Below are 23,553 nucleotides of genomic sequence, written 5' to 3'. Positions count from 1 at the left end.
TTGTCTGAAATGAAAAGCCGCCCTTTGATGAAAAGGGCGGCTTTGCTTTATCTTATGGCAATTTTGACATTCGCATAGTTGTCGGTGACAGAAATGCGCGTGCAAAGATCAGACCATTCGCAGGAGCGGCAGGCTTTGCGGAGGCTGCCTTCGGCAAAGGCTGCGCGCATCTGAGCGAGCTTCTCTGTGTTGAGGTCAAACAATGTACCTGCAGAGAGCTTTGTGCCCAACAGATCGGACACTGCCTCAAGCGCCAGCTTGTCACGAAAGACGACGCTTCTGTTGAAGCAGTGACAATCACCTTCGCAAAGCAGAGGTTGGCAAATATCGTCAGGCCCAGTGATGAGCTCGATATCTTCTCCATGCATGATCCGCCCGGCAATCGTGTCATAATTTTCCACGAAAGCCGGACTGTAGCCTTTGCCTATATAGGTCAGCATGCAAAGAAGATGGTGGCCGCGCAGGCGCACAGTCATCGTTTCGTATCAGGCCTTCGCCGATGCTTTGAGAATTGCAGCACCGAGCGCCGACTTAATGAGCGCGCCGATGAGGAATGGCGTTACGCCAAACGCAACAGCCTTTTCAATGCCGATAGCGCCTGCAAGCCACGCTGCACCCAGTGCGAGGCAGAGAAGGTTTGCAGCGAGAAACGATACGAAAGCAAGACCAACGCGTTTGCCGTTCCAGCCACGTTCTGCCAGATAGCCTGTCATGGCTGCGATGATCGGAAACGAGACGAGATAGCCCGCCGTCGGGCCAGCAAAATGCTGAACACCGCCTGCTCCACCAGCCAGGACAGGCAAGCCGATCATGGCTTCGCCGAGCCATGCCAGAACGGTAATGAGGCCAAGACGCCAGCCATATAGCGCACCAATCAGTGGAACGATCAGCGTTTGCAGCGTGATCGGAACCGGAATCATCGGCACCGCGACCTGTGATGAAATCGCCAGAACCAATGTGCCGAATGCAACAGCTGCGAGACGCATTGCCGGTGAACGGGATTCCAGATTGAGTGGGCTGAACGTTGCGCGGGATTGCGTGATGTTTATCATAGCGTCCTCAAATTATAGATAAAAACTAGATTCGATCTATTTAAACTCCTGCGAAATGGTGGGTTTGGCAAGTGCGAAATTCATAAAATATATAAATCGCCATTCCCGAGGCTTAAGCATCGGGAATACAAGGAACAATTGACGTGTTTTTGAATTGGTCAGCCGACGATAGCAAAGGAATCGCGTGTTTTGCCGGAAGCAGTCTTGACCGGACGATGGCCAATCCACTGCACATGACGGGCAAGAATCGTGGCTGCAACGTCGACATCGTTTTGCCGGAGTGCTGTTAGAATCGCGCGATGATCGTGATCTGTCCGGGTTTCCCATTCCGAGCGCCAGGTGGCAAACAGAAAACGCGCACTGGCCGCGTGAAGATCATCTATGGCGGCGAGCAGGCGGGGCATTTTGCAAGGTTCGAGAATCAATCGGTGAAATCGACGATTGGCATCTTCCCAGCTTTTCACATCGCGCGATTTATCGCCCTCAAGGGTTGCCTGTTCTGCAGCATCGAGTGTGGCGCGGGTGATATGAGGGGCCGCGTGACGCAGTGCCAGGACTTCCAGTGCTGCCCGCATTTCGGCTACTTCATGGAGTTCGCTGATATCAAATGACGCAACACGCACACCCCGGCGCGGTTCCGAAACGGCAAGTCCTTGCGCCTCAAGCCGCCGAAAAGCCTCGCGCACAGGCACATGGCTGGTCTCAAATTCTTCGGCAATATGATCCTGCCGCAGTTTGCTGCCCGGCTCGATCTCGCCCGCAATGATACGGTCCGCGAGGATGCGGCTGATGCGGACGGCTATGGTTTCGCCGGGAGTATCACTGGAGCGCTGATTCATGATTTTATAGATAATTTGTTTGCAACATCACGTCGAGGCTTAAGTGCATTATCGACATAGGAAACAGCAAATTAGCGCTTTTGCTGGACGAATGAGGCTCAATTCCTTATAACGCGCGCATTCTGCACGGAAAGCACGGTGGCCCGAGCTGTGGCCTGCCCTATTCTCATGTGACGCTTTCTCCGTGCGCTTCATTAGAACAGAACAGGGGTGCCATGGCTGGCCATTCACAGTTTAAGAATATCATGCATCGCAAAGGGCGCCAGGATGCCGTGCGGTCGAAAATGTTTTCCAAGCTCGGACGCGAAATTACTGTCGCGGCCAAGCAGGGTCTGCCTGACCCATTGATGAACCCGCGCCTGCGTCTGGCAATTCAGAACGCCAAGGCGCAGTCGATGCCGAAAGACAATATCGAGCGCGCCATCAAGAAGGCCGCCGGCAATGACGGTGAAAACTATGATGAAGTGCGCTACGAGGGCCGCGGCCCGGGCGGCGTTATGGTCATCGTTGAAGCGCTGACTGACAACCGTAATCGCACCGCATCCAATGTTCGTGCTGCTTTCACCAAGTCGGGTGGCGCGCTGGGCGAAACCGGCTCTGCAGCTTTCATGTTCGATCGCGTTGGCGAGATCGTTTACAAGATTGCTGTTGGCGATGCCGACAAGGTCATGGAAGCGGCTATTGAAGCGGGTGCCGATGACGTTCAGTCCGGCGAAGAAGAGCATGTGATCCTCTGCGCCTTTGAAGACATCGGTGAAGTGTCCAAGGCCCTCGAAGCCTCATTGGGTGAAGCCGAATCGATCAAGACGATCTGGAAGCCACAGACCAATACTGAACTCGATGAGGAAAAGGCACGTTCCGTCCTCAAGCTTCTCAATGTTCTCGAAGATGATGATGACGTTCAGAATGTCTACAGCAACTTTGAAGTCAGCGATGAAGTTATGGAAAAGCTGAGCGCCTGATTTTAAGCTACAGCACACGAGATGAAAACTCCCGGCTTGTCCGGGAGTTTTTTATTGGGCGCGTTTCTTGAAATTCGGACAACAAAAAACCTCGCTAGAGCGAGGTTTTTCGTAAGTTCATCAATGACGGTATTAGATACCGAGATTGCCGAAACGGTTCTTGAACTTGGTTACGCGGCCGCCGCGATCAAGCAGGGTCTGCGAACCACCGGTCCAGGCTGGGTGCGTGGTCGGGTCGATATCGAGGTTCATCGTATCGCCTTCTTTGCCCCAGGTCGAGCGGGTCGAGTATTCGGTGCCATCGGTCATCACGACCTTGATGGTGTGGTAGTCGGGATGGATATCAGCTTTCATCTTCTCAATCCTGAAAGTCTGGGAAGAAAAGCCCAGCTCTAATGTTTAAAACTGCGGCACTTTCGCCCAATGGCAGATATGAAGACCCGTTACTTGCAGGCAACGGCTTCCAAAAGGGTTGGCGAGCCTATACATCAGGCGCACAGCAATAACAAGGGCGCAATCTCAAGAATGGCCAGCAGAGACAGTCAAATTCGCATGAATCCCGATTTCGATGCACAGGAAGGCCGTAAACGCCGCTCGCTGAAGCCTCTGAAGCGTATGGTTCCCTTCCTCTCGCGCTATAAGATTCTGGTGGTGGGCGCTCTTTTCTCGCTGGTTCTGGCTGCCGTGACGACGCTTGCTGTACCAGTCGCTGTGCGCCGGATGATCGATCACGGTTTCACGGGCGCTAATGCGATCTTCGTCAATAATTATTTCGGCATGCTTGTGGCACTGGCGCTCATTTTGGCCGTTGCCTCGGGGCTTCGCTATTTCTTTGTTATCTCGCTCGGCGAACGCGTGGTGGCTGACTTGCGCAATGCGGTGTTCTCGCACGTCACCAGTCTTTCGCCGGAATTCTTTGATCGCTCGCAATCGGGCGAAATCGTATCGCGCCTGTCGGTCGATACCACGCAGATCAAGTCAGTTGTTGGCGCGACCGCTTCTGTTGCACTGCGGAACCTTATTCTCGGCATCGGCGCGCTCATCATGATGGTGATCACAAGCCCGAAGCTCTCTGCGCTGGTGATCGGAGCCATTCCGCTGATCGTTATCCCGCTGATTGCTTTTGGTCGCTCTGTGCGCCGTCGCTCACGCATGACGCAGGATATGCTTGCCCATGCCAATGCCTATGCGAGCGAACAAATTGGTGCCATGCGCACTTTGCAGGCCTTCACCAATGAAAATATGGTGGTGGGCCGCTTTGCGGGCGCTGTCGAAAAGGCCTATCAGGCCGCACGCTCCTCGATCAAGGCACGCGCAATCCTGACCGGGTTTGCTATTTTCCTGATTTTTTCCAGTGTTGTCGCCGTCCTTTGGTTCGGTTCGCGTGATGTGCTGTCCGGCACTATGACGGCGGGTACATTGGGTCAGTTCGTTCTCTATGCTGTTTTTGCGGCCAGCGCATTCGGTGCACTTTCGGAAGTGGGCGGTGAACTCGCGCAGGCGGCTGGAGCCACAGAGCGTCTTGCAGAGATTCTCGATGAGAATCCCGATATTGCAGCGCCTTTGAAGCCAGTCGCATTGCCAGAACCGCCGCGCGGGGAATTAAGCTTCGATAAGGTGCATTTCTCTTATCCGACACGTCCTGATGCTCCTTCACTCAATGGCGTGAGCTTTACTGTAAAGCCCGGTGAGACGGTTGCGATCGTTGGGCCATCAGGTGCAGGTAAAAGCACGATCTTCTCGCTGGTGATGCGCTATTACGATCCACAGGCAGGTTCTGTGCTGATGGACGGTGTGGTGCTGCCTGAAGCGGATCCTGTCGCTGTGCGTGCGCGTATTGCTGTGGTGCCACAGGATGTAGCAATCTTTGCAACCAGCATTCGTGAGAATATTGGTTTTGGCAGGCCGGGTGCGAGCGACGCCGACATTGAAGCGGCCGCGAAAGCCGCTTTGGCGCATGATTTCATTCTGGCGCTGGACAAGGGCTATGACACAGAGGTTGGTGAGCGCGGTGTCACGCTTTCCGGTGGTCAGCGTCAGCGCATTGCCATAGCGCGCGCTATCTTGCGAGCTGCGCCAATCTTGCTGCTTGATGAAGCGACGTCTGCGCTGGATGCAGAAAGTGAAATGCTGGTGCAAAAGGCGCTTGATAGTCTGATGGATAATCGCACGACGCTTGTCGTGGCTCACCGTCTGGCGACCGTGCTTAAAGCCGACCGTATTCTGGTGCTCGATAAGGGCCAGATCGTGGAAGAAGGCACGCATCAGACTCTTGTTGCACAGGGCGGCATTTATGCGCGCCTCGCCAAGCTGCAGTTTGAGGCCGGCGCAGGCGTTTTCGGCAAATGAAAAGGGGGCCATTGAGCCCCCTTACTTATTTTGCGCTCATCTTATCCGAAAACCGCTTCACACTTTTCGGGATGCGCTCTTTTATCTCTCAGTGAGTTTCAGCTCGATACGGCGGTTTCTGGCGCGGGCATCGGGCGCGTCTGAACTATCGAGTGGCTGATATTCGCCAAAGCCGGCTGCGACAAGCCTGTTGGCTGGAACGCCGTTAGCGATCAGATATTTCACCACAGCCGTCGCACGAGCCGAAGAAAGTTCCCAGTTGTCACGGAAGCGACCCATGCCTGTGAGCGGTACGTTATCGGTATGCCCATCAACACGCAGAACCCAGTTGATGTCGTCCGGGATTTCCTGATTGAGCGTGATAACCGCATCAGCGAGCTTTTTCATTTCGTCCTGCCCCGCAGGGTTGAGGTCAGACGAACCAGTCGGGAAAAGCACCTCTGACTGGAACACGAAACGGTCGCCGACAATGCGGATGTTTTCCTTGTCCGACAGGATCGCACGCAGGCGGCCGAAGAAATCAGAGCGATAGCGGTTAAGTTCCTGCACGCGCTGCGCCAGCGCCACATTGAGGCGGCGGCCAAGGTCGGCAATCTTGGCATTCGATTCGCGGTCACGCGATTCGGAAGCGTTGAGCGCATCTTCAAGTGCTGCAATCTGGCGCCGAAGAGCGGAAATCTGCTGATTGAGCAGTTCCACCTGCGAAAGCGCCTGCGCGCTGACCTGCTTTTCCGAATCAAGGCTCTGGCTGAGTTCGCCTGCGCGCTTTTCTGCAGCTGCACCTGCGCCGGTTCCTTCATTGAGCAAAGCCTGCAGGCGCGAACGCTCGCTTTCAGCGCCTGAAAGCGAAGCTTGCAGGTTGGCAATCGTGTCCTGCATATCCTGCGAATTGCTTTTTTCGAGCGACAGTAGCTGCGTCAGTTCCTGTATCTGGCTGTTGAGACGTGCAAGGGCGCTGTCCTTGCTGTCGACATCGCGGCTTAACAGAAACTGCCCCAGCACGAAGACCGTCAGCAGGAACATAATGGCCAGAAGCAGGGTCGTCAGCGCATCAACAAAGCCGGGCCAGTAATCGACATGACGCTGTGGGCGGCGGTTACGAGCAAGAGCCATGATGATTACTCCGGTCGCTTGCTGTCGGTCGGACGCTCATTTGCGGCTTTCGAGCCGATGGCTTTGTTGAGACGGTCGAGCGTCTCGCGGATGGCTTTTTGTTCTTCCGCCTGCTTTTCGACCCAGTCGCGCATCATCTGCTGTTCGCTGCGCATGCTTTTGACGAGCCCCTGAATGCCTTCAGCCAGATTGGCGAGGGCTGCCGATGTGCGCTGGCTGGAGGCTTCCCCGCCTTGCAGATTTTGCACGTGTTCGGCGAGGTTGCGCATACCACCGATATTCTCTTCCGGCGTCAGATCGGAGTTAAGATCCGTGACCGACGAAAGCCAGTTTTCAAGTTCGGTGTAGAAGCGGTTCTGCGCGCGTCCTGCTTGCAGATCAAGAAAGCCCAGGATTAGCGAGCCGGAAAGGCCAAAGAGCGAGGATGAGAACGCGGTGCCCATACCTGAAAGCGGTGCTTGCAAACCGGCTTTGAGCGAATCGAGTACATCGGTTGTGCTGCCGGAGCCTGGATCAAGCGACTGAATGGTCTTACCGATGGAGCCGACTGTCTCAAGCAGCCCCCAGAAAGTGCCAAGCAGGCCGAGGAACACCAGAAGGCCGATCAGATAGCGCGATATATCGCGGCTTTCATCAAGGCGTGTGGCAATCGAATCAAGGATGGAGCGCATAGACGCGGTTGTGAGCGCCATGGATTGCCTGCGCCCGATCAAAGCACGCATGGGAGCAAGCAACACGGGTGGGCGCGTGGCTCCGTCGCGTTCACCATCGCGGAATGAATTGACCCAGCGGATTTCTGGGAGCAATCGCAGCACCTGCCCGAATGCCAGCAGGATGCCTATGAGCAGAACACCGAAAATCAGGCCATTGAGACCGGGATTGGTGACGAAGAATGTGTGGATCTGCCGCATGAGCACCGCTGCCAGAAATGCAACGATGATGAGAAAGATCACCATGGAGAGAATGACAATTCTCGGGCTGCTCAGGCGGTAGGGGTCATAGTCCCGCGCATCGTCCAGTCGTTCCCGTGAAAGTCTCAAATCGCTCATGCGTTTCGCTCCATGGATATCCTTAGGGATAGCTTTGTGACCGCGAGCCTACTGCATAATTGGTTGGAGCGGAATCGCCTGGCGCGAAAAAATAATGCGCCCCGGTTGTATCATCGGGGCGCATTACAGATCTCGAAAGACTGGTCACATTAGATTGGTTTGTTGACCGTCTTGAGCAATGCCTTTTGTATAATTTCATTGCCAGCAACAATGGTCTTGGTGCCGAAGATATCCTGACCGCCGTTCTTATCGGAGATAAAGCCGCCAGCTTCACGGATCATCAGCATGCCTGCGCCGAGATCCCACGGATGCATGCCATCTTCCCAGAAACCGTCAAGCCGGCCTGCAGCAACATAGGCCAGATCAAGGGCAACAGCGCCCATGCGGCGAATGCCAGCTGTTTCGGCCATGACATTGCGCAGTTCGACGAGGTAATGGCCGTGATGGCCGCGTCCCAGATGCGGAATGCCGGTGCCGATCACGCAATCAACCAGCTTGGAACGGGCTGCAACACGCAGACGACGATCATTGAGGAACACGCCGCCGCCGCGCTCGGCAGTGTAGAGTTCGTCCATCGCTGGATTGTAAATGACGCCAGCAACGATCTGACCCTGACGCTCGAGAGCGATAGAGACTGCGAAAACTGGAATACCGTGCAGGAAGTTGGTGGTGCCGTCGAGTGGATCAACCAGCCAGCGATGCTGACCGTCCTTGGATTCGACCTCACCCGATTCTTCCATCAGGAAGCCGAAATCCGGGCGGGCGCGACTCAATTCCGTGTAGATGATCTTTTCCGCTTTGCGGTCGGCCTGGCTGACGTAGTCGCCGGGGCCTTTAAGGGAAACCTGAAGATTCTGGACTTCGCCGAAGTCGCGCGCGAGGCTGCGGCCGGCCTTCATAGCGGCCTGTACCATGACATTGAGAAGGGCTGAGCGGGCCATTTCTTTTATCCTTTTTGGCGTGATCCCGAAACGTGGCTTCCAGCTGGATCACACAGTTATAGTAGACATCTTGATGCTTCGGACGCGGAGGCGCCTGAAAACAATCGGGGAATTGAGTAATCTGAGAAAGAACAGTCACAGTTTAGAGCGCATCTTGTCCGAAAACCGCTTCGCACTTTTCGGGATGCGCTCTAGCTGTGACAAAACATGCGGCGCCTGAAACAAGCGCCGCATGTTGATAAGCGTGTTTATGCGCGGCTGATGTATGTCAGTTCGCTGGTGTCAACGATCACGCGTTCGCCAGAAGCGATGAATGGCGGAACGAGGATGCGGATACCGTTTTCAAGCACAGCTGGCTTGTATGAAGAAGCAGCAGTCTGACCTTTGACAACTGGATCGGCTTCGACGATTGCAAGTGTCACCTGTTCCGGAAGACGAATGCCGATTGGCTTTTCTTCGTAGAGTTCAACGGTGACCATCATGCCGTCCTGAAGGAAGGCTGCGCGGTCGCCAACGAAATCTTTCAGAAGTTCGAGCTGCTCATAGGATTCGGTGTCCATGAAAATCAGCGCTTCGCCCTGTTCGTAAAGGAACGAAAAGTCCTTCTGTTCCAGACGGACGCGCTCAACAGTTTCAGCAGCGCGAAAACGTTCATTGAGCTTGGTGCCGGTGATGAGGTTCTTCAGTTCAACCTGATTATAGGCACCGCCTTTGCCAGGCTTGACGGCATTGGTCTTGACCGCAGCCCACAGGCCGCCATCATGCTCGATGACATTGCCGGGGCGGATTTCGTTACCATTGATCTTCATGAGCTTAATCCGGGAATAAATGTGAAAACTGTTGCGGCCCGGCGCATCACGACAGAAAGGCAATCTCCCGCTTTTTTTCGGGGATTGCGTCCATCTTTAACTCGAACCACGATAATAGGGTCTCCAAGACCATAAAACGAGGCTTTGTGCAAGCCTGAGCACGCATTCAGCTTATTTTGAATCCCGAAATCAGCGTCAAATTCGTCAAATAGGTGGTGACTTTTCGGGTCTTTTCGATCACGCAGCTCTGGATTTCATCGCAATTTCTTGGGGCTTGATACCAAAATCTGCCCTACGTCTGAACACAAGTTCTTTCTGTGAGACCGCAGGAGATTTGATTTGCTGCGGCCGTTTAGTCCTCTCAAGTGGGCGAGGTACAGTACCTACGTCTATGAGGCCGGCGAGAAGGCTTATGAAAGCCAGTAAGGTCAGCTCCTGGGGAATGGGTCAAAAGGCAAAGAATGAAAAAGCGCGTCCCTTATGGTGACGCGCTTTTTTGCATTTTTAAACGTGAACGATGCCCGATATCACCGGACGCGAAGATTGTTAGCGGTCTGGATCGCTTCCTTGAGTTGCTCGTCCGACAAACCATCCATCATGTCATTGAGATCGGGCGAATGGAAACCGGCGCGCTGTGCGATGACATACCAGGCGGCAGATTTTACCAGATCACCATCTGTGCCGATGCCATCACGATAAAGGCGGGCGAGCCATGCCTGTGCCAACACCATACCGCGTTGGGCGGCAATCTGCATCCAGCCAAAGCCTTGTTCGTAATTGCGGTCGCCACCGCGGCCTTCGATCAGCCAACGCCCCAGATCATATTGTGCGGTGTCATAGCCCTTGCGCGCTGCAAGAAGCAGATATTCACGCGCCTTCTTGTCATCCTTTGAAATTTTGTCAGTGCCGTTGGCGTAAACTTGGCTGATTGCATATTCTGCATCGGGCAGTTTTGCTGCGGCCGCCTTTTCAAACCAAGGGAAGGCCTGATCGATTCCTGCCTTGCCGGATGCCTTCATCATGACAAGCTGGCCGTAATTGAACTGTGCCATCGCATTGCCGCCTTCGGCAGCTTTTTGCATCAGTTGAGTAGCTTTGGCGGTGTCTTTCTGAATGTATTGGCCCTGAAGCAAGAGGGCAGCGTAGCGAAACTGAGCTTCGTTAACGCCATTTTCTGCAGCCTTGGCATACCATTCGGCAGCTTTCTTCTGATCGGCAGGCACACCCAGCCCCCGGGCGTAGATTTCAGCGATAAGAGTTTGCGATGCCGGGTCGCCTTTTTCGGCCTGTGGCTTGGCGAGATTAAAGGCCGTCAAATAAAGCCCGCGCTGATAAGCGCCAAAAGCTTCATCGGCAGGTTTGTCGCCGAACCTGCTGGGATCGATGTGAGGCAAGGTGTTTGTGGACGCGGGCTGCGGCAGCATCTTTGGCTTTTCCGCAGGCTTGTCGCTTTTACCGTCATGTTTTTTTTGCGCGCCCGCCGGTTCGTCTGCAGCCATTGCAGCAGGAACGGACGCAACAAAGATCAAAACCGTGGCGAGAAGAATTCTGCTCTTCATGGGGCGTACAAAACCTTGGCGGATTTAGTTTTCGAAGCGAGGGGCATTTTCATCAAGAAGCCGGTTGGCTTCCGCTACGGCCTTTGCAGGGTCTTCTGCTTCAAAGACTGCACGTCCAAGGGCCACAAAATCAGCACCGGTCTGGGATGCTTCAATAACGCTTTCTACAGTGTTGCCGGCCTGTGCAACACTTGGAATCTCAACCAGTTCGGCCCACCAGCCGGCCAGTGCCAGATTGCGCGGGTGAGCTTCTGGCTTGTTATCCGCGCCAATCTTGCCAAAGAAAACGTAATCGGGCTGTAATTCACCAATTTCCATAGCGCTGTGACGATCACGAAGATTGCCTGTTCCAACGATGAATTTTGGTGTGTGCTTTTCGATGGCTTCAGCAAGCTCGGCTGCCTTACCTTCGATGTGAATGCCATCGGCACCGACGCGGCCAGCGATACGTGTATCGTTGAGAATGATTGCAGCAGCGCCTTTTTCCTGAATAACGGCAACGGCCTTTTGGGCAGATGCCTGAAACGTCGCTTCATCCAGATCGCCGCCGTCGAGAATCACGCTCGCAACATCGCCACCCGAAAGCGCTGCAGATAGGAGTTTTGCCAGTGCATCACCATTCGAGATCGGTGGTGCAACCAGCAAAAGGCGGCAGCGTTCGTTATCTTTTGTAGCAGTTGGCGCGTTCATAAACCAAACCTAGCGAAAAATGTTGATGGAATTCGGGCATAAAGTAAGAGGAGTTCGTTGAACAGCCCCTTTGCATTTATGGGGTATTTGCGGGCCAGTGTTCGGGGGCGATGAAAGCCTCGTGTTGGCATTATGTTATCCACTGGAACGAAAGTTGATTGGAACCAACCGGGTTCTGCCGGAATTACCAGTTATATAGGCGGCAATGAGTGCTGCGCTATTGCAGACGAAAAACAAACGGCAGGCAGGCGAAATGACGAATGAAACGGCGAAAATAGTGCCAAAGATTCGCGATACACGCATCGACGTGTTTCGTGCTTTGGCCCTGCTTACGATTTTCATCAATCATGTACCCGGAACGATTTTCGAGCACTTCACGCATAAGAATCTCGGCTTTTCCGATTCTGCCGAAGCTTTTGTTCTGATTTCAGGCATGGCTGTAGCCTTGGCCTATGGCGGCAAGTTTGCGCCGGGCAATCGTCTCGTGCTGACATTGAAAATGTGGCGCCGTGCGTGTGTGCTTTATACGGCCCACATTATGACGACGCTTGCAACGATTGGTATTTTTGCTGCCGCTGCCATTTTCCTCAAGCATCGTGAGCTTCTGACCCAGATCAATATCGGGCCGCTGGTCAAGCAGCCGGTTGAAGCTCTGCTTGGCCTCGTCACGCTTGGACATCAGCTCGGCTACAACAACATTCTCTCGATGTATGCCGTCATGCTTCTTATGACGCCGCTACTGCTTCTGCTTGCACGCATCAGCCTTTCGCTGATGGTCGCTGTGTCTGGTACGGTATGGTTGCTGTCGGGTCTGTATGGTGTGGCCCCTATCAACTATCCGACCGGAGGTGTCTGGTTCCTTAATCCTTTGTCGTGGCAGTTTCTGTTTGCCATTGGTATTGCTGGTACGATCCATGTTCGTCGCGGCGGTAAGCTGCCGACACATCCTGCGCTGATTACAGTTGCTGTCGGTTACCTGGTACTCTCGCTTGCTTGGGTTCGTATTCCGCTTTGGGGTATCGACGCTTCGATGGGTATGCCGGCAGTTCTGACCGGTTTCGACAAGACTTTCCTTTCGGCTCCGCGTCTTCTGCATGTGCTGGCGATGGCTTATCTGATCGCGGTTGTTCCGACACTGAACAGCATTGCGCGGACGTCTCCGGATAATCCGCTCGCTATTCTAGGCAAGCATTCGCTGCCTGTCTTCATTGCCGGTACGCTGCTGGCGATGGTTGCACAGGTGATGAAGCTCGTTAATCCGGGTGGCCTGCCATATGACACATTGCTGATCGCAACCGGTGTCGTGATGCAATTCGCACTGGCTTATTATCTTGAGTGGCTGCCGACTATCGGTTGGGGCAAGAAGCCAGCGGCAAAGTCTGTAGCGGCCGAAGGAACCAAGGTTCCTGCTGCTTCAAACCCAAAGCCTGCTTTACAGCACGGTTAATAAGCCAGTTTCAAAAGCCGCTTTCGGGCGGCTTTTTCGTTTGGGATGCGCTATACGAACGGTGATTTTCCACAGCGCACCCGCGATATTAACTCTTCATTAATCTTAATAGCGTTAAATGGTTTACATCCAGTTCGGCTGGATTCTTACCGAGTGGTTTAGCCACTCTGTTTGACGCCTCCCCTGTTAAACTCCTGAGAGCCGCCTTTGCGGCTCTTTTTTTATGCTTTTCCGGGGAATCACAGCGTATGTGCGCGACTTCTCTATTCGGCTCTTTGCAAGCTTCATTTAAAACCTCCCAAAAAATATTAACCGAACGTTAAACATAAACTTGCGCGACCGTGCATGAAGGTGCAATTTGTCGTGGACTTGTCTAATGCAGCTGTTCCGTCCCAGCTCTCCTCATGGTCGAACGACTGTTCAGTAATTTTCATTCGCATTCAAGTGACGAGAATGCGAGCAACAGAATGTCCGCCCGTTGTGCGGTCATGTAAGGTGGCAGAGCAGTGATTAGCGAACAGGGACAGATGCCGGGTAACATGATCAGCCTTGCTGAACGCATGGTGTTCTCGGATTCCTTCAAGCCGATTTACAGTGAAGGCATGGATATGGTCGAGGAAGCTGCGAGCTATCTCGACGGTGAGGGCCGCGAAGAAGCGCGCAATCTCTCGCGCGTTGCCGCGACGCTTTATGCTGCCGAATCGATGCGCATGACCACCCGTCTGATGCAGGTTGCTTCCTGGCTCCTGTTGCAGCGCGCTGCCCGCAACGGTGAAATGTCCCGCCAGCAGGTAGCGGCTGAGAAGGCTAAGGTTCGTCTTGATACGCCTTCAGCCGGTGATGTCGCTCCGGGCTGGAATGAACTTCCATTCGCATTCATTGAGCTCATCGAACGCTCGATCCGCCTTCAGGCGCGTGTCCGCCGCATGGATCGCAATGTATATGGTGAAGTCGTTTCCCTGCAAAGCGCTCCGCGTGGCAATCCGGTGTCGGATCAGATCGTACTGCTCAAGACGGCTTTTGGCGCTTCCTAAGATTTCGCTTTTGATAGCCTGCAAATGGCGTTCTTTTGCGCTTCCGGTGCTCATGTACCTTTAAGTACACTGCGCTCCGGTTCTCAAAGAACACCATTTTCGACTCATCAAAGCCAAAATCTGCGCAGGCGACCTGCATCATCTGATGCGTATGTTTCTCTTTTGTTCACATTTATGCTGTCAAGTGAACCTGTCTGAGGATAGGGTTCACTTATGAAAGAAACGATTCGCATCATTGGCATTGATCCGGGGCTCCGCCGTACCGGTTGGGGCGTTGTCGAATCGCTTGGAAATTCCCTGCATTTCATTGGCTCTGGCACTGTGACGTCTAATGCCGAGATGGATCTGGCTTCGCGGCTTTGCCAGCTGCATGAGGGGCTGTCCAAAGTTCTGCATGAATTCATGCCGCATGAAGCAGCGGTTGAGCATACATTCGTCAACAAGGATGCGACGGCCACGCTGAAGCTCGGGCAAGCGCGCGGTATTGCACTTCTGGCACCGGCACAGGTGGGGCTTCCTGTTGCGGAATATGCGCCCAATGCCGTCAAGAAGGCGGTCATTGGTGTCGGCCATGGCGAAAAACAGCAGATTCATATGATGGTGAAGGTTCTGATGCCGCGTGCAACATTCGATACAAGCGATGCTGCCGATGCGCTCGCCATTGCCATTTGCCATGCACATCACCGTCAGAGCATTGTCAGCGCACGCAGAATGCAGGCGCTTCTAAGTTAACGCGTATCTTGTTCCGAAAACCGTTACACACTTTTCGGGATGCGCTGGCAGCGGGGTAAAATCAGAATGATCGGCAAGCTTAAGGGCGTGATCGATGAAATCGCTGAGGATCATGCCGTTATCGACGTGCATGGTGTCGGCTATGTTGCCTTTTGTTCCGCTCGAACGCTCGGTAATCTGGGTGGGGCAGGCGAGGCGGCTATTCTGTTTATCGAGACCTATGTGCGTGAGGACATGATCCGCCTTTATGGTTTCGGATCGCAGCTTGAGCGCGAATGGTTTCGTCTGTTGCAGAATGTGCAGGGTGTGGGTGCCAAGGTGGCGCTTGCCGTGCTTGGAACATTGACGCCGCCTGAGCTTGCCAATGCCATTGCGCTGCGTGATCTCGCAATGGTTTCACGTGCGCCGGGTGTTGGCAAAAAGGTGGCCGAACGCATTGTTACTGAATTGAAGAACAAGGCACCTGCTTTTGCGGGTGATGCAAGCGGGACTATCGGTCTCAAGCAGGAGCTCGGCGCAGGTGCAGCCCCTGCTCCCGTAACTGATGCTGTTTCAGCACTTTCCAATTTAGGATATTCACGCGATCAGGCGGCGAACGCTGTGGCTGCAGCCTTGAGGGAAGCTGGTGATGATGCCGATTCGGCCAAGCTCATTCGTCTTGGCCTTAAGGAGCTGTCGCGGTGAACTACTTGTCTCGACTTAGCGATCGTGCGAGGAGGGAGCCATGAGCGACCGTAATCCTCTTATCGATGCTGACCTGCGTGGCGAAGACGCCGACAGCACATTGCGCCCACAAACGCTTAACGATTTTGTCGGGCAGGCGGCGGCGCGCGCCAATCTCAAGGTGTTTATCGAAGCCGCCAAGGTTCGCGGCGAAGCGCTCGATCATGTGCTCTTCGTCGGGCCTCCGGGACTGGGCAAAACGACGCTCGCGCAAATCATGGCCAAGGAACTTGGCGTCAATTTCCGCTCGACCTCTGGTCCAGTGATTGCGAAGGCCGGTGATCTGGCAGCACTTCTCACCAATCTTGAAGACCGCGATGTGCTCTTCATTGATGAAATTCATCGTCTTAGCCCGGCTGTTGAGGAAATTCTCTATCCGGCGATGGAAGATTTCCAGCTCGATCTCATCATTGGTGAAGGTCCTGCGGCGCGTTCGGTCAAGATCGATCTGGCGAAATTCACGCTGGTTGCTGCAACGACACGTCTTGGGCTGCTGACCACGCCTTTGCGGGATCGTTTCGGTATTCCGGTCAGGCTCAATTTCTATACTGTTGAAGAGCTCGAATATATTGTGCGCCGTGGTGCACGCATCATGCAGATGGGCATTTCGCCTGATGGCGCGCTGGAAGTCGCGCGCCGTTCGCGTGGGACACCGCGTATTGCAGGCCGTCTGTTGCGCCGAGTGCGCGATTTTGCGCTGGTCGCGGGCGTCGATGTAATTGATCGCAAGATTGCCGATGAAGCTTTGTCGCGGCTTGAAGTGGATAATCGTGGCTTTGATCAGCTTGACCGGCGTTATCTCGATATGATCGCGCGGAATTTTGGCGGCGGTCCGGTCGGAATTGAAACCATTGCAGCCGGCTTGTCTGAACCGCGTGATGCCATCGAAGACATTATCGAACCCTATATGATCCAGCAGGGATTTTTGCAGCGCACGCCGCGCGGGCGTGTTCTGACTGCACTCGCCTGGCAACATATGGGACTGGCAGCACCTGCCGAAGTGGCCCAGCAATCGCAGTTCGGCCTTTTCATGGAAGACGAATAGTTATGGATCATGCGCAGGTTGCGGGCGAACTGAAAGACGGGACCCATCATCTCTATGCCCGTATCTATTATGCCGATACGGATTTCTCGGGCTTCGTTTATCACGGTCGCTATCTCGAATTTTACGAGCGCGGCCGCACCGATTTCCTGCGTCTCCAGGATGTTCACCATATCGAGCTTGCTGAAGGTTCGCTGGGCGAGGAAATGGTCTGGGTCGTTCGCCGCATGGAGATCGACTACAAATCACCTGCGAAAATGGATGATCTGATCTTGGTGGAAACCCGTGTCAGCGAAATTCGCGGGGCACGGGTCATCATGGCGCAGAAGATCACCTGTGACGGCCGATTGCTGTCAGAAGCCAAGGTTGAAGCGGTCATGATTACCAAACAGGGCCATCCCCGCCGTATTCCGGATGAATGGCGCGAAGCTTTTCAGAAAGCTGACTGAGTTTTTTGAGTGCCCTGCAATAATTAACGGGCAAGCTCGTCTTCTCAGCAAATGCTAACGCATCTTTAACCATAATATTCCATTAATGATGATGACGGAATCGGTTGAAGGGCCGGGTTGAAGCGTAGCGCCTTCCTTTCACCAAAATTAACCGTAACAAGCGCTGTGAGGATTTAAAGTTGAAATCCGAAATGGCGGTTGTGGCGTAGAGCGTCAGCATATCCGTCAGGGTGTGCAAAAAGCTCGTTAGATAAAGCTGCGCAGGTTGAGGCGTTCGGAAAGCGGACGTTTCTTGAATAATTTGCGATGCCGCCCGGTCAAGAGGCCGGGCGTTTGGATTCGAGGACGGTAGATCGATGGAAAATGTTGCGCTCGCGGCCCCTGCCGCCGATATTACCCTCTGGGGCCTGTTCATGCAGGCGGGCTGGGTCGTTAAGCTGGTTATGCTTGGTCTCGTGGTCGCCTCGGTCTGGACATGGGCTATCATCGTGGACAAAATTGTTGCTTATGGACGCGCGCGTCGCGCGATTGATCGCTTTGAACAGGCGTTCTGGTCCGGGCAGTCGCTGGAAGAATTATACCGCAATCTCAATGATCGCCGAACCACTGGCATGGCGTCGATTTTCATGGCTGCCATGCGCGAGTGGAAAAAGTCGTTTGAGAAGGGTGCGCGCTCTCCGATTGCACTTCAGATGCGTATCGACAAGGCTATGGATGTGGCTCTGGCGCGAGAAAGCGACAAGCTGGAATCGCGCTTAGGCTTTCTTGCGACAATCGGTTCTGCTGCTCCCTTTATCGGCCTGTTCGGTACGGTTGTCGGTATTATGACGTCGTTCCAGGCAATTGCTGCATCGAAGAACACCAATCTCGCGGTCGTGGCACCGGGTATCGCGGAAGCGCTGCTTGCAACAGCTATTGGTCTGCTTGCCGCTATCCCTGCTGTTATCGCCTACAACAAGCTTTCGAGCGATGCGGGTAAGGTCAATGGTCGGCTTGAAGGCTTTGCGGACGAGTTCTCTGCCATACTGTCGCGCCAAATTGATGAGAAGCTGACGCCGCGCAGCTAAAACATGTCGCGGAAAAGTGGGAACCGGTTTTCCGATAACGACATGCGTGAAAACAAAAAATAGAGCGTTCCAGCATCAAAGTTAAATCGAGCCTTCGGGAATATTGAAATGGGCATGTCGGTTGGAAATCAGGGAATGCAGTCAGGCGGACGCCGCAGGCGTGGTCGCAAGAAGGCATTGATGAGTGAAATCAACGTTACGCCATTCGTGGACGTGATGCTGGTGCTGCTTATCATCTTCATGGTCTCTGCTCCGCTTTTGACAGTCGGCGTGCCTATCGATCTGCCGGATACGCAGGCGAAAGCCATGAATGCTGACACACAGCCGATCACTGTATCGGTGAACAGTGAAGGCCAGATCTATCTGCAGGAAACTGAAATTCCGCTTGATGAAGTTGTTGCCAAACTTCAGGCTATTGCCAAGACCGGTTATGAAGAGCGCATTTTCGTGCGCGGTGACAAGTCTGCCGATTACGGCACTGTCATGAAGGTCATGGCTCGCATTTCCGCCGCCGGTTTCAAGAATATCGGCCTTGTGACACTCCAGGAGCAGGATAGCTGACGCCATCATGAAGGCTGGCCTGACATCTTCTGTAGCGCTCCATACCGTCGTTATCGCGCTGGGGCTCTTCTCCTTTTCCTCGCCGAAGGCATTCGACGTGCAGGATTCGGAGTCGTTTCCGGTCGACATCGTGCCGATCGAATCGATTACCCAGATCCAGCAGGGCGATAAGACTGCGCCGATGAAGGAAAAGTCGGCGCCTGTTCCGACGAAAAAACCACAGACCGTGCCTGATGCTCAGAATGTTGGCGATCAGGAAGTCGATACCCAAACACCGCCACGGCCTGAAAACAAGGCCAAGCCGATTGAAGCGGCTGAGGAACCCAAAGCGCAGCCGGAGCCGGTCAAGAAGCCGGAACCGAAGCCTGATCCAAAGCCTGAACCTAAGCCACAGGACAAGCCAACGCCGGTTCCTGCGACTGAAGTGCAAACAAAGCCTGAAGAAAAGCAGGACGTGAAGCCTGATCCCGTGGCGGAAGCCATTGAGAAACAGGCCGAAGCACCGGATCAGACCGCGCCGAAATTGCCGGACAATGTTCCAGCACCGCAGGCAAAGCCAAAACCGCCACAGGCGCAGACCGCCAAGACGCCGGATCGCAAGCCAACAGAAGATCAGAAGAAGTCTCAAACGGCTTCTCAGACATCACAGTCGAAGAATGACGCGATTGCCGATGAGGTTGCAGCTCTTCTGAACAAGCAGAAGGCGTCTGGCGGCGGCGCAAAGCGTTCGACCGATCAGGCATCGCTGGGCGGCAAGAAGAATACTGGCGGCTCCAAGCTGAGCCAGAGTGAAATGGATGCCCTGCGTGGTGCGATTTCCAAGTGCTGGAACGTGCCTGCCGGTGTGGCAGATGCGCCTGGTCTTGTTGTGACGGTCAAGATGCAACTTAATCAGGACGGCTCAATTCAAGGCACCCCGCAGGTAACTTCTGGTGGTGGTGGCGATGGTGTGGGCCGTGCGGCAGCTGAAAGCGCCAAGCGGGCTGTGGCTCGCTGCGCACCATACAATCTGCCTGCAGACAAATATGATTCATGGTCGGAAGTAATCGTCAACTTCGACCCGAGCGAAATGTTCTGATCAGCTTGGCTGGTCACTCCCTAACGAATGCCTGAATGAGGCCCGCCAATAAGGCCCCTCAATAAGGTCTCTGCATAGTTCCCTAGGAGTTATGCAGCAAATCTAAACTGTTAGAGCGACCTTTGTGCGCCCAATAGGGCGCACGGCGCTCTAAGGACAAAAGAGGTCCCTGAAGACATGAAGATCGGCATCATGAAAACAAAGATCCGGACAGTTTTTTTCGGCTTTCGCCTGTATGATTGCTGCAAGCCTTGTTGCTACCATGCCTGCGCGCGCGGTAGTGGAAATCAACATCAACAAGGGTGTGGTAGAGCCATTACCGGTAGCGATCACCGATTTCCTATCGGGCGATCAGCTCGGAGCGAATATCACATCGGTCATTGCGGCAGATCTTGAACGTTCGGGCCTTTTCGCACCGATCAACAAGAATGCATTCATTGAAAAGATTTCCAACCCGGACGCAACGCCGCGTTTTGAAGATTGGAAAGTCATCAATGCACAGGCACTGGTCACGGGCCGTATCACCAAGCAGCCGGATGGCAGGCTTAAGGCTGAATTCCGTCTTTGGGATACGTTTGGTGGTCAGCAGCTGATCGGTCAGCAGTTTTTCACAACACCGGATAACTGGCGTCGTGTTGCTCACATCATCGCGGATGCGATCTATGAGCGCCTGACCGGTGAAAAGGGTTACTTCGATACGCGTATTGTTTTCGTTGATGAATCGGGTCCAGCACAGAAGCGCGTAAAGCGTTTGGCTATCATGGATCAGGACGGCGCCAATGTGCGTTATCTGTCCGATGGCCGTGATATGGCGCTGACGCCACGCTTCTCGCCTAATCGTCAGGAAGTCACTTACATGTCGTTTGCTGGTGGTCAGCCGCGTGTTTATCTGCTGCAGCTTGAAACAGGTCAGCGTGAACTCGTCGGTAACTTCCCGGGCATGTCGATTGCACCGCGCTTTTCGCCTGACGGCCAGAAGGTTGTGATGAGCCTCCTGCAGGATGACGGTAGCGCGAACGTCTATACAATGGACTTGCGAAACCGGACCACAACGCGTCTCACCAACAGCCAGGCGATTGATACCAGCGCATCTTATTCCCCAGACGGTTCACAGATCGTATTTTCATCTGATCGTGGCGGACGCCCACAGCTCTATGTCATGGGTGCTGACGGTTCCAATCCGCGCCGTATCTCGGCAGGTGACGGCAGCTACTCGACGCCGGTGTGGTCGCCGCGCGGTGATTTGATCGCCTTCACAAAGCAGTCGCAGGGACAGTTCTCCATCGGCGTCATGAAGACCGATGGTTCGGGCGAACGTCTGTTGACTTCGGGCTTTCATAATGAAGGTCCGACCTGGGCTCCGAACGGCCGTGTCCTGATGTTCTTCCGCAAGGCAGCAGGTGCCGGTGGCCCACGGCTCTTTACGATTGATCTGACTGGCCGCAACGAACGCCAGATCCAGACCCCGAACTTCGGTTCCGATCCGGCCTGGTCGCCGCTGCTCGAGTAGTCTGTTGAGCGTAGCTAACAAGTTTGAAGGCGCGAAACGCAGGTTTCGCGCCTTTTTTTATGGCAAATTGCCATAATCCGGGTCCGTGGGCCGTGTTTCTGCCGCATTTAGCCATCACTGGCTAAAAACAGAATTGCTGCCGGGAAAACCGGTTTGCATCTGGCCGAAAGAAATTGTTAACCATACTTCTTGAGCCTGCTTTAACCTAAATATGATTATTGGTTGGTTACGCAGGAACATCAAATCTTAAGGAGCTCCGGCCCATGCGCCGTTTCCAGTCGATTGCACGTAGCCCTATCGCTATTGCCCTTTTCATGACGCTTGCCGTTGCCGGTTGTGCGTCCAAGAAGAACCTTCCGAACAATGCCGGTGATCTTGGCTTGGCTGGTGGCGCTGCAACGCCCGGCTCTTCGCAGGATTTCACCGTGAATGTCGGCGACCGTATTCTGTTCGATCTCGATTCTTCGCTGATCCGCGCTGATGCGCAGCAGACCTTGTCGAAGCAGGCCCAGTGGCTGCAGCGTTATCCGCAGTACTCGGTCACCGTCGAAGGCCATGCCGACGAACGCGGTACACGTGAGTACAACCTTGCACTCGGTCAGCGCCGTGCAGCTGCAACCCGCGACTTCCTCGCGGCTCGTGGTGTTCCAACCAGCCGCATGCGTACCGTTTCCTACGGTAACGAACGTCCAATCGCCGTTTGCGATAGCGACTCCTGCTGGTCTCAGAACCGCCGCGCTGTTACCGTTCTCAACGGTGCTGGCAGCTAAGTTTCAGCAATTAGCCTGAACCTAATCCGGAAAAAGCGGCCTTTGGGCCGCTTTTTTTGCTTCAGCTTCAGACCCCGACTATTGGTGGTTTCGACAAATTTTGGCCGAAGTCAGCAGTGTCATAGGGAAAGCATCTTTGCTTTTTATGGATTTTCTCTAAAAAGCTGAGAGAGCCGTGAGAAATTGGGTGTTCAGATAATATTCAGGCACGATGCCTGATCATCCTGCACATAACCATGATTATCGCGGTTCAAGATTTTAGGGTACATGAGCGATAGGGGCAAAAAGGAATGAGGAAACCAATGAGAAAAGTGACGCTGGCAATTGCCATGCTGCCGCTTTTGGCAAGTGCTCCGGTTCTGGCGGCATCTGTTTCTTCGCAGCAAGGGCAAATCCAGCTGGCGCAGGCGGGTGATCCCGGCGGTGGGCAGTTTTCGCAGCAGGTCTGCAATCTCGCGCATCAGAATGCGCAGTCCTATGCTCGCATCCTGCAGCTCCGCGATAAGATGCTAAAGATCCAGCGCGATAACGAAACCCGCTTCCAGGCACTGGAAAAGGGTCGGGGCGGCGCGCAGAACCATGTCAGCATCGGCTCGACCGCGATACTTGACGATGCCATGCGCGATAGCGGCGGCGCGGGCGGGCAGGGCGGATATCAGAGCCCGGGCTTGCAGCAGGAGCTGATCCGCAATCTCACCGGTAAGGTCGAGGATGTCGATGCGCAAATTGCTTTCACGAACGAGCAGTTGCAGAAGACGCAGGACGACAATGAGTTCCGCTTCGAAGAGCTGGAAAAGAAGAAGGGTGGCGGAGCCGCAGCGCAGGCAAGTGCGGGCCAGAACGCCCCTGTCGCGCCTCCACCCGGAAGCGATCTCTGCACGCAAGGCATGGCAAATCCTGCAGCCATTGCAGACACACTCGGTGCCCGTGCTGAAGCGATGAACTTCCAGGTCCTTGAACTGCAGGACCAGATGCAGAAAATGCAGGAAGAAAACGAACGCCGTTTCCAGGCATTGGAAAATGGAGATCGTGCGGATGCTGGCGGCGCGCCAAATGATGGTGGCAACACATCACTGGCAAGTGCTGCTCCCGCTGGAAACCCCGATGACGGGGTTTCTGGAAGCACTGCGCAAGACGGTAATTTGGGTTCTTCTTCTCAAACGGCGGCCAATGATCCATCGGGCGCCGATTCCATGGCTATTGGTTCGGGTTCCGCTCAACAGGGCAACCCTCAGCGTGGGGAGCCGCCGAGAACGCTTGGCTCCATCCGGTTTGACAACAATGGCAATGTAATCGGCGAAACGATGAATGTTGAGCCACGCCCGGTAGAACAAGGTGCTGCACTTCCTGCTGGTGAAGCGGTTGCGTCTCTTCCGACCGATGACAATCCAAATTCGCTGTATCAGGCTGCTTATCAGTACCTGATGTCTGGCGACTATAAGGCTGCGGAGACTGGTTTCCGCGAGCACATTAAGCGTTATCCTGCTGATCCGACAACGGCGGAAGCACGGTACTGGCATGGTGAATCGCTTTATGGTCAGTCACGTTTCCCGGAAGCAGCAACGGTCTTTATCGACACGCAGCGCGATTACCCGGATTCAAAGCGTGCGCCGGAGAATATGTTCAAGCTCGGCATGACGCTTGAAAAAATGGACAACCATGATGTTGCTTGCGCGACTTTCAAGCAGATTCCTGACCGCTATCCGAATGCGGCGCCCGCAATTTTGAAGCGGGTAACGGATGAGCGCACGCGTATTAAATGCTGACCGCGGAGATC

At 54.3% G+C, this 23,553-nt stretch carries 23 protein-coding genes and 1 pseudogene; 14 read left to right on the top strand and 10 right to left on the bottom strand.

Annotated features, from left to right (window positions below):
- Positions 1 to 47 precede the first annotated feature (47 nt).
- From C9380_RS10410 to C9380_RS10400, 3 genes are all read right to left on the bottom strand, one after another.
- On the bottom strand, positions 48 to 476 hold the full coding sequence (locus C9380_RS10410) for a DUF1284 domain-containing protein (RefSeq protein WP_128093494.1): 429 nt from the start codon (positions 474 to 476) through the stop codon (positions 48 to 50).
- 9 nt (positions 477 to 485) lie between these two features.
- A complete protein-coding gene (locus C9380_RS10405) occupies positions 486 to 1,052 on the bottom strand; it encodes a biotin transporter BioY (protein ID WP_128093493.1) in 567 nt (188 codons plus the stop codon).
- 158 nt (positions 1,053 to 1,210) lie between these two features.
- Complete coding sequence (locus C9380_RS10400) at positions 1,211 to 1,891, bottom strand: GntR family transcriptional regulator (RefSeq protein ID WP_024895730.1); 681 nt, start codon at positions 1,889 to 1,891, stop codon at positions 1,211 to 1,213.
- 215 nt (positions 1,892 to 2,106) lie between these two features.
- Here C9380_RS10400 and C9380_RS10395 point away from each other — a divergent pair, with 215 nt between their 5' ends.
- Positions 2,107 to 2,853, top strand: coding sequence for a YebC/PmpR family DNA-binding transcriptional regulator (locus C9380_RS10395; protein ID WP_024895729.1), 747 nt, complete (start codon positions 2,107 to 2,109; stop codon positions 2,851 to 2,853).
- 132 nt (positions 2,854 to 2,985) lie between these two features.
- Here the strand turns inward: C9380_RS10395 and rpmE are convergent, their stop codons facing one another.
- Entirely contained in the window at positions 2,986 to 3,207 is a 222-nt protein-coding gene (gene rpmE / locus C9380_RS10390) for a 50S ribosomal protein L31 (RefSeq protein ID WP_024895728.1), read from the bottom strand.
- 69 nt (positions 3,208 to 3,276) lie between these two features.
- Here rpmE and C9380_RS10385 point away from each other — a divergent pair, with 69 nt between their 5' ends.
- Positions 3,277 to 5,202 carry an ABC transporter transmembrane domain-containing protein gene (locus C9380_RS10385; RefSeq protein ID WP_128093492.1) on the top strand — a complete coding sequence of 642 codons (1,926 nt, stop codon included), beginning with the start codon at positions 3,277 to 3,279 and terminating at the stop codon, positions 5,200 to 5,202.
- An 81-nt stretch (positions 5,203 to 5,283) separates the two neighbouring features.
- Here the strand turns inward: C9380_RS10385 and C9380_RS10380 are convergent, their stop codons facing one another.
- The 6 genes from C9380_RS10380 to C9380_RS10355 all read right to left on the bottom strand — a co-directional run bounded on the left by C9380_RS10380 (position 5,284) and on the right by C9380_RS10355 (position 11,363).
- A complete protein-coding gene (locus C9380_RS10380; RefSeq protein WP_100558598.1) occupies positions 5,284 to 6,315 on the bottom strand; it encodes a peptidoglycan -binding protein in 1,032 nt (343 codons plus the stop codon).
- A 5-nt stretch (positions 6,316 to 6,320) separates the two neighbouring features.
- Entirely contained in the window at positions 6,321 to 7,364 is a 1,044-nt protein-coding gene (locus C9380_RS10375) for a MotA/TolQ/ExbB proton channel family protein (RefSeq protein ID WP_111787194.1), read from the bottom strand.
- A 149-nt stretch (positions 7,365 to 7,513) separates the two neighbouring features.
- On the bottom strand, positions 7,514 to 8,305 hold the full coding sequence (locus C9380_RS10370; protein WP_024895724.1) for an inositol monophosphatase family protein: 792 nt from the start codon (positions 8,303 to 8,305) through the stop codon (positions 7,514 to 7,516).
- A gap of 248 nt (positions 8,306 to 8,553) precedes the next feature.
- Positions 8,554 to 9,114 (bottom strand): elongation factor P, encoded by a 561-nt coding sequence (gene efp, locus C9380_RS10365; RefSeq protein WP_024895723.1) that lies wholly within the window; start codon positions 9,112 to 9,114, stop codon positions 8,554 to 8,556.
- A gap of 527 nt (positions 9,115 to 9,641) precedes the next feature.
- The gene (locus C9380_RS10360; protein WP_374844480.1) at positions 9,642 to 10,613 is read right to left on the bottom strand and encodes a tetratricopeptide repeat protein; all 972 of its coding nucleotides are present in this window, start codon (positions 10,611 to 10,613) and stop codon (positions 9,642 to 9,644) included.
- A gap of 84 nt (positions 10,614 to 10,697) precedes the next feature.
- Positions 10,698 to 11,363, bottom strand: coding sequence for a thiamine phosphate synthase (locus tag C9380_RS10355; RefSeq protein WP_024895721.1), 666 nt, complete (start codon positions 11,361 to 11,363; stop codon positions 10,698 to 10,700).
- A 253-nt stretch (positions 11,364 to 11,616) separates the two neighbouring features.
- Here C9380_RS10355 and C9380_RS10350 point away from each other — a divergent pair, with 253 nt between their 5' ends.
- The 12 genes and pseudogenes from C9380_RS10350 to ybgF all read left to right on the top strand — a co-directional run bounded on the left by C9380_RS10350 (position 11,617) and on the right by ybgF (position 23,542).
- On the top strand, positions 11,617 to 12,810 hold the full coding sequence (locus tag C9380_RS10350; RefSeq protein ID WP_100560075.1) for an OpgC family protein: 1,194 nt from the start codon (positions 11,617 to 11,619) through the stop codon (positions 12,808 to 12,810).
- Positions 12,811 to 13,337: 527 nt separating this feature from the next.
- A complete protein-coding gene (rcdA, locus tag C9380_RS10345) occupies positions 13,338 to 13,844 on the top strand; it encodes a protease adaptor protein RcdA (RefSeq protein WP_024895719.1) in 507 nt (168 codons plus the stop codon).
- 213 nt (positions 13,845 to 14,057) lie between these two features.
- On the top strand, positions 14,058 to 14,576 hold the full coding sequence (gene ruvC / locus C9380_RS10340; protein WP_024895718.1) for a crossover junction endodeoxyribonuclease RuvC: 519 nt from the start codon (positions 14,058 to 14,060) through the stop codon (positions 14,574 to 14,576).
- Positions 14,577 to 14,642: 66 nt separating this feature from the next.
- Positions 14,643 to 15,260 carry a Holliday junction branch migration protein RuvA gene (gene ruvA, locus C9380_RS10335; RefSeq protein WP_024895717.1) on the top strand — a complete coding sequence of 206 codons (618 nt, stop codon included), beginning with the start codon at positions 14,643 to 14,645 and terminating at the stop codon, positions 15,258 to 15,260.
- A 40-nt stretch (positions 15,261 to 15,300) separates the two neighbouring features.
- A complete protein-coding gene (gene ruvB, locus C9380_RS10330; protein WP_024895716.1) occupies positions 15,301 to 16,344 on the top strand; it encodes a Holliday junction branch migration DNA helicase RuvB in 1,044 nt (347 codons plus the stop codon).
- Between the two features lie 2 nt (positions 16,345 to 16,346).
- Positions 16,347 to 16,790 carry a YbgC/FadM family acyl-CoA thioesterase gene (locus C9380_RS10325; protein WP_024895715.1) on the top strand — a complete coding sequence of 148 codons (444 nt, stop codon included), beginning with the start codon at positions 16,347 to 16,349 and terminating at the stop codon, positions 16,788 to 16,790.
- A gap of 356 nt (positions 16,791 to 17,146) precedes the next feature.
- Complete coding sequence (gene tolQ, locus C9380_RS10320; protein WP_024895714.1) at positions 17,147 to 17,857, top strand: protein TolQ; 711 nt, start codon at positions 17,147 to 17,149, stop codon at positions 17,855 to 17,857.
- A gap of 108 nt (positions 17,858 to 17,965) precedes the next feature.
- On the top strand, positions 17,966 to 18,418 hold the full coding sequence (gene tolR, locus C9380_RS10315) for a protein TolR (RefSeq protein ID WP_024895713.1): 453 nt from the start codon (positions 17,966 to 17,968) through the stop codon (positions 18,416 to 18,418).
- 7 nt (positions 18,419 to 18,425) lie between these two features.
- Positions 18,426 to 19,496 (top strand): cell envelope integrity TolA family protein, encoded by a 1,071-nt coding sequence (locus C9380_RS10310; protein WP_024895712.1) that lies wholly within the window; start codon positions 18,426 to 18,428, stop codon positions 19,494 to 19,496.
- A gap of 177 nt (positions 19,497 to 19,673) precedes the next feature.
- Positions 19,674 to 21,006: pseudogene (tolB, locus tag C9380_RS10305) on the top strand (Tol-Pal system beta propeller repeat protein TolB).
- 263 nt (positions 21,007 to 21,269) lie between these two features.
- A complete protein-coding gene (gene pal, locus C9380_RS10300) occupies positions 21,270 to 21,776 on the top strand; it encodes a peptidoglycan-associated lipoprotein Pal (protein WP_024895710.1) in 507 nt (168 codons plus the stop codon).
- A 290-nt stretch (positions 21,777 to 22,066) separates the two neighbouring features.
- Complete coding sequence (gene ybgF / locus C9380_RS10295; protein WP_128093490.1) at positions 22,067 to 23,542, top strand: tol-pal system protein YbgF; 1,476 nt, start codon at positions 22,067 to 22,069, stop codon at positions 23,540 to 23,542.
- Positions 23,543 to 23,553 lie beyond the last annotated feature (11 nt).

The sequence above is a fragment of the Brucella pituitosa genome (assembly GCF_003049685.1).
Classification (GTDB): Bacteria; Pseudomonadota; Alphaproteobacteria; order Rhizobiales; family Rhizobiaceae; genus Brucella; species Brucella pituitosa.
This window is presented reverse-complemented; position numbering and strand designations above follow the sequence as displayed.

What these genes read in the sequence shown, in the direction of transcription:
- rcdA (WP_024895719.1), top strand. Translation starts at nt 13,338, where the DNA reads ATGCCGGGTAACATGATCAGCCTTGCTGAACGCATGGTGTTCTCGGAT.
- tolR (WP_024895713.1), top strand. Translation starts at nt 17,966, where the DNA reads ATGGGCATGTCGGTTGGAAATCAGGGAATGCAGTCAGGCGGACGCCGC.
- C9380_RS10400 (WP_024895730.1), bottom strand. Translation starts at nt 1,891, where the DNA reads ATGAATCAGCGCTCCAGTGATACTCCCGGCGAAACCATAGCCGTCCGC.
- C9380_RS10385 (WP_128093492.1), top strand. Translation starts at nt 3,277, where the DNA reads ATGGCAGATATGAAGACCCGTTACTTGCAGGCAACGGCTTCCAAAAGG.
- C9380_RS10310 (WP_024895712.1), top strand. Translation starts at nt 18,426, where the DNA reads ATGAAGGCTGGCCTGACATCTTCTGTAGCGCTCCATACCGTCGTTATC.
- C9380_RS10395 (WP_024895729.1), top strand. Translation starts at nt 2,107, where the DNA reads ATGGCTGGCCATTCACAGTTTAAGAATATCATGCATCGCAAAGGGCGC.
- ruvB (WP_024895716.1), top strand. Translation starts at nt 15,301, where the DNA reads ATGAGCGACCGTAATCCTCTTATCGATGCTGACCTGCGTGGCGAAGAC.
- tolQ (WP_024895714.1), top strand. Translation starts at nt 17,147, where the DNA reads ATGGAAAATGTTGCGCTCGCGGCCCCTGCCGCCGATATTACCCTCTGG.
- ruvA (WP_024895717.1), top strand. Translation starts at nt 14,643, where the DNA reads ATGATCGGCAAGCTTAAGGGCGTGATCGATGAAATCGCTGAGGATCAT.
- C9380_RS10360 (WP_374844480.1), bottom strand. Translation starts at nt 10,613, where the DNA reads ATGGCTGCAGACGAACCGGCGGGCGCGCAAAAAAAACATGACGGTAAA.
- C9380_RS10375 (WP_111787194.1), bottom strand. Translation starts at nt 7,364, where the DNA reads ATGAGCGATTTGAGACTTTCACGGGAACGACTGGACGATGCGCGGGAC.
- C9380_RS10380 (WP_100558598.1), bottom strand. Translation starts at nt 6,315, where the DNA reads ATGGCTCTTGCTCGTAACCGCCGCCCACAGCGTCATGTCGATTACTGG.
- C9380_RS10405 (WP_128093493.1), bottom strand. Translation starts at nt 1,052, where the DNA reads ATGATAAACATCACGCAATCCCGCGCAACGTTCAGCCCACTCAATCTG.
- efp (WP_024895723.1), bottom strand. Translation starts at nt 9,114, where the DNA reads ATGAAGATCAATGGTAACGAAATCCGCCCCGGCAATGTCATCGAGCAT.
- C9380_RS10325 (WP_024895715.1), top strand. Translation starts at nt 16,347, where the DNA reads ATGGATCATGCGCAGGTTGCGGGCGAACTGAAAGACGGGACCCATCAT.
- rpmE (WP_024895728.1), bottom strand. Translation starts at nt 3,207, where the DNA reads ATGAAAGCTGATATCCATCCCGACTACCACACCATCAAGGTCGTGATG.
- ruvC (WP_024895718.1), top strand. Translation starts at nt 14,058, where the DNA reads ATGAAAGAAACGATTCGCATCATTGGCATTGATCCGGGGCTCCGCCGT.
- C9380_RS10410 (WP_128093494.1), bottom strand. Translation starts at nt 476, where the DNA reads ATGACTGTGCGCCTGCGCGGCCACCATCTTCTTTGCATGCTGACCTAT.
- pal (WP_024895710.1), top strand. Translation starts at nt 21,270, where the DNA reads ATGCGCCGTTTCCAGTCGATTGCACGTAGCCCTATCGCTATTGCCCTT.
- C9380_RS10350 (WP_100560075.1), top strand. Translation starts at nt 11,617, where the DNA reads ATGACGAATGAAACGGCGAAAATAGTGCCAAAGATTCGCGATACACGC.
- C9380_RS10370 (WP_024895724.1), bottom strand. Translation starts at nt 8,305, where the DNA reads ATGGCCCGCTCAGCCCTTCTCAATGTCATGGTACAGGCCGCTATGAAG.
- C9380_RS10355 (WP_024895721.1), bottom strand. Translation starts at nt 11,363, where the DNA reads ATGAACGCGCCAACTGCTACAAAAGATAACGAACGCTGCCGCCTTTTG.
- ybgF (WP_128093490.1), top strand. Translation starts at nt 22,067, where the DNA reads ATGAGGAAACCAATGAGAAAAGTGACGCTGGCAATTGCCATGCTGCCG.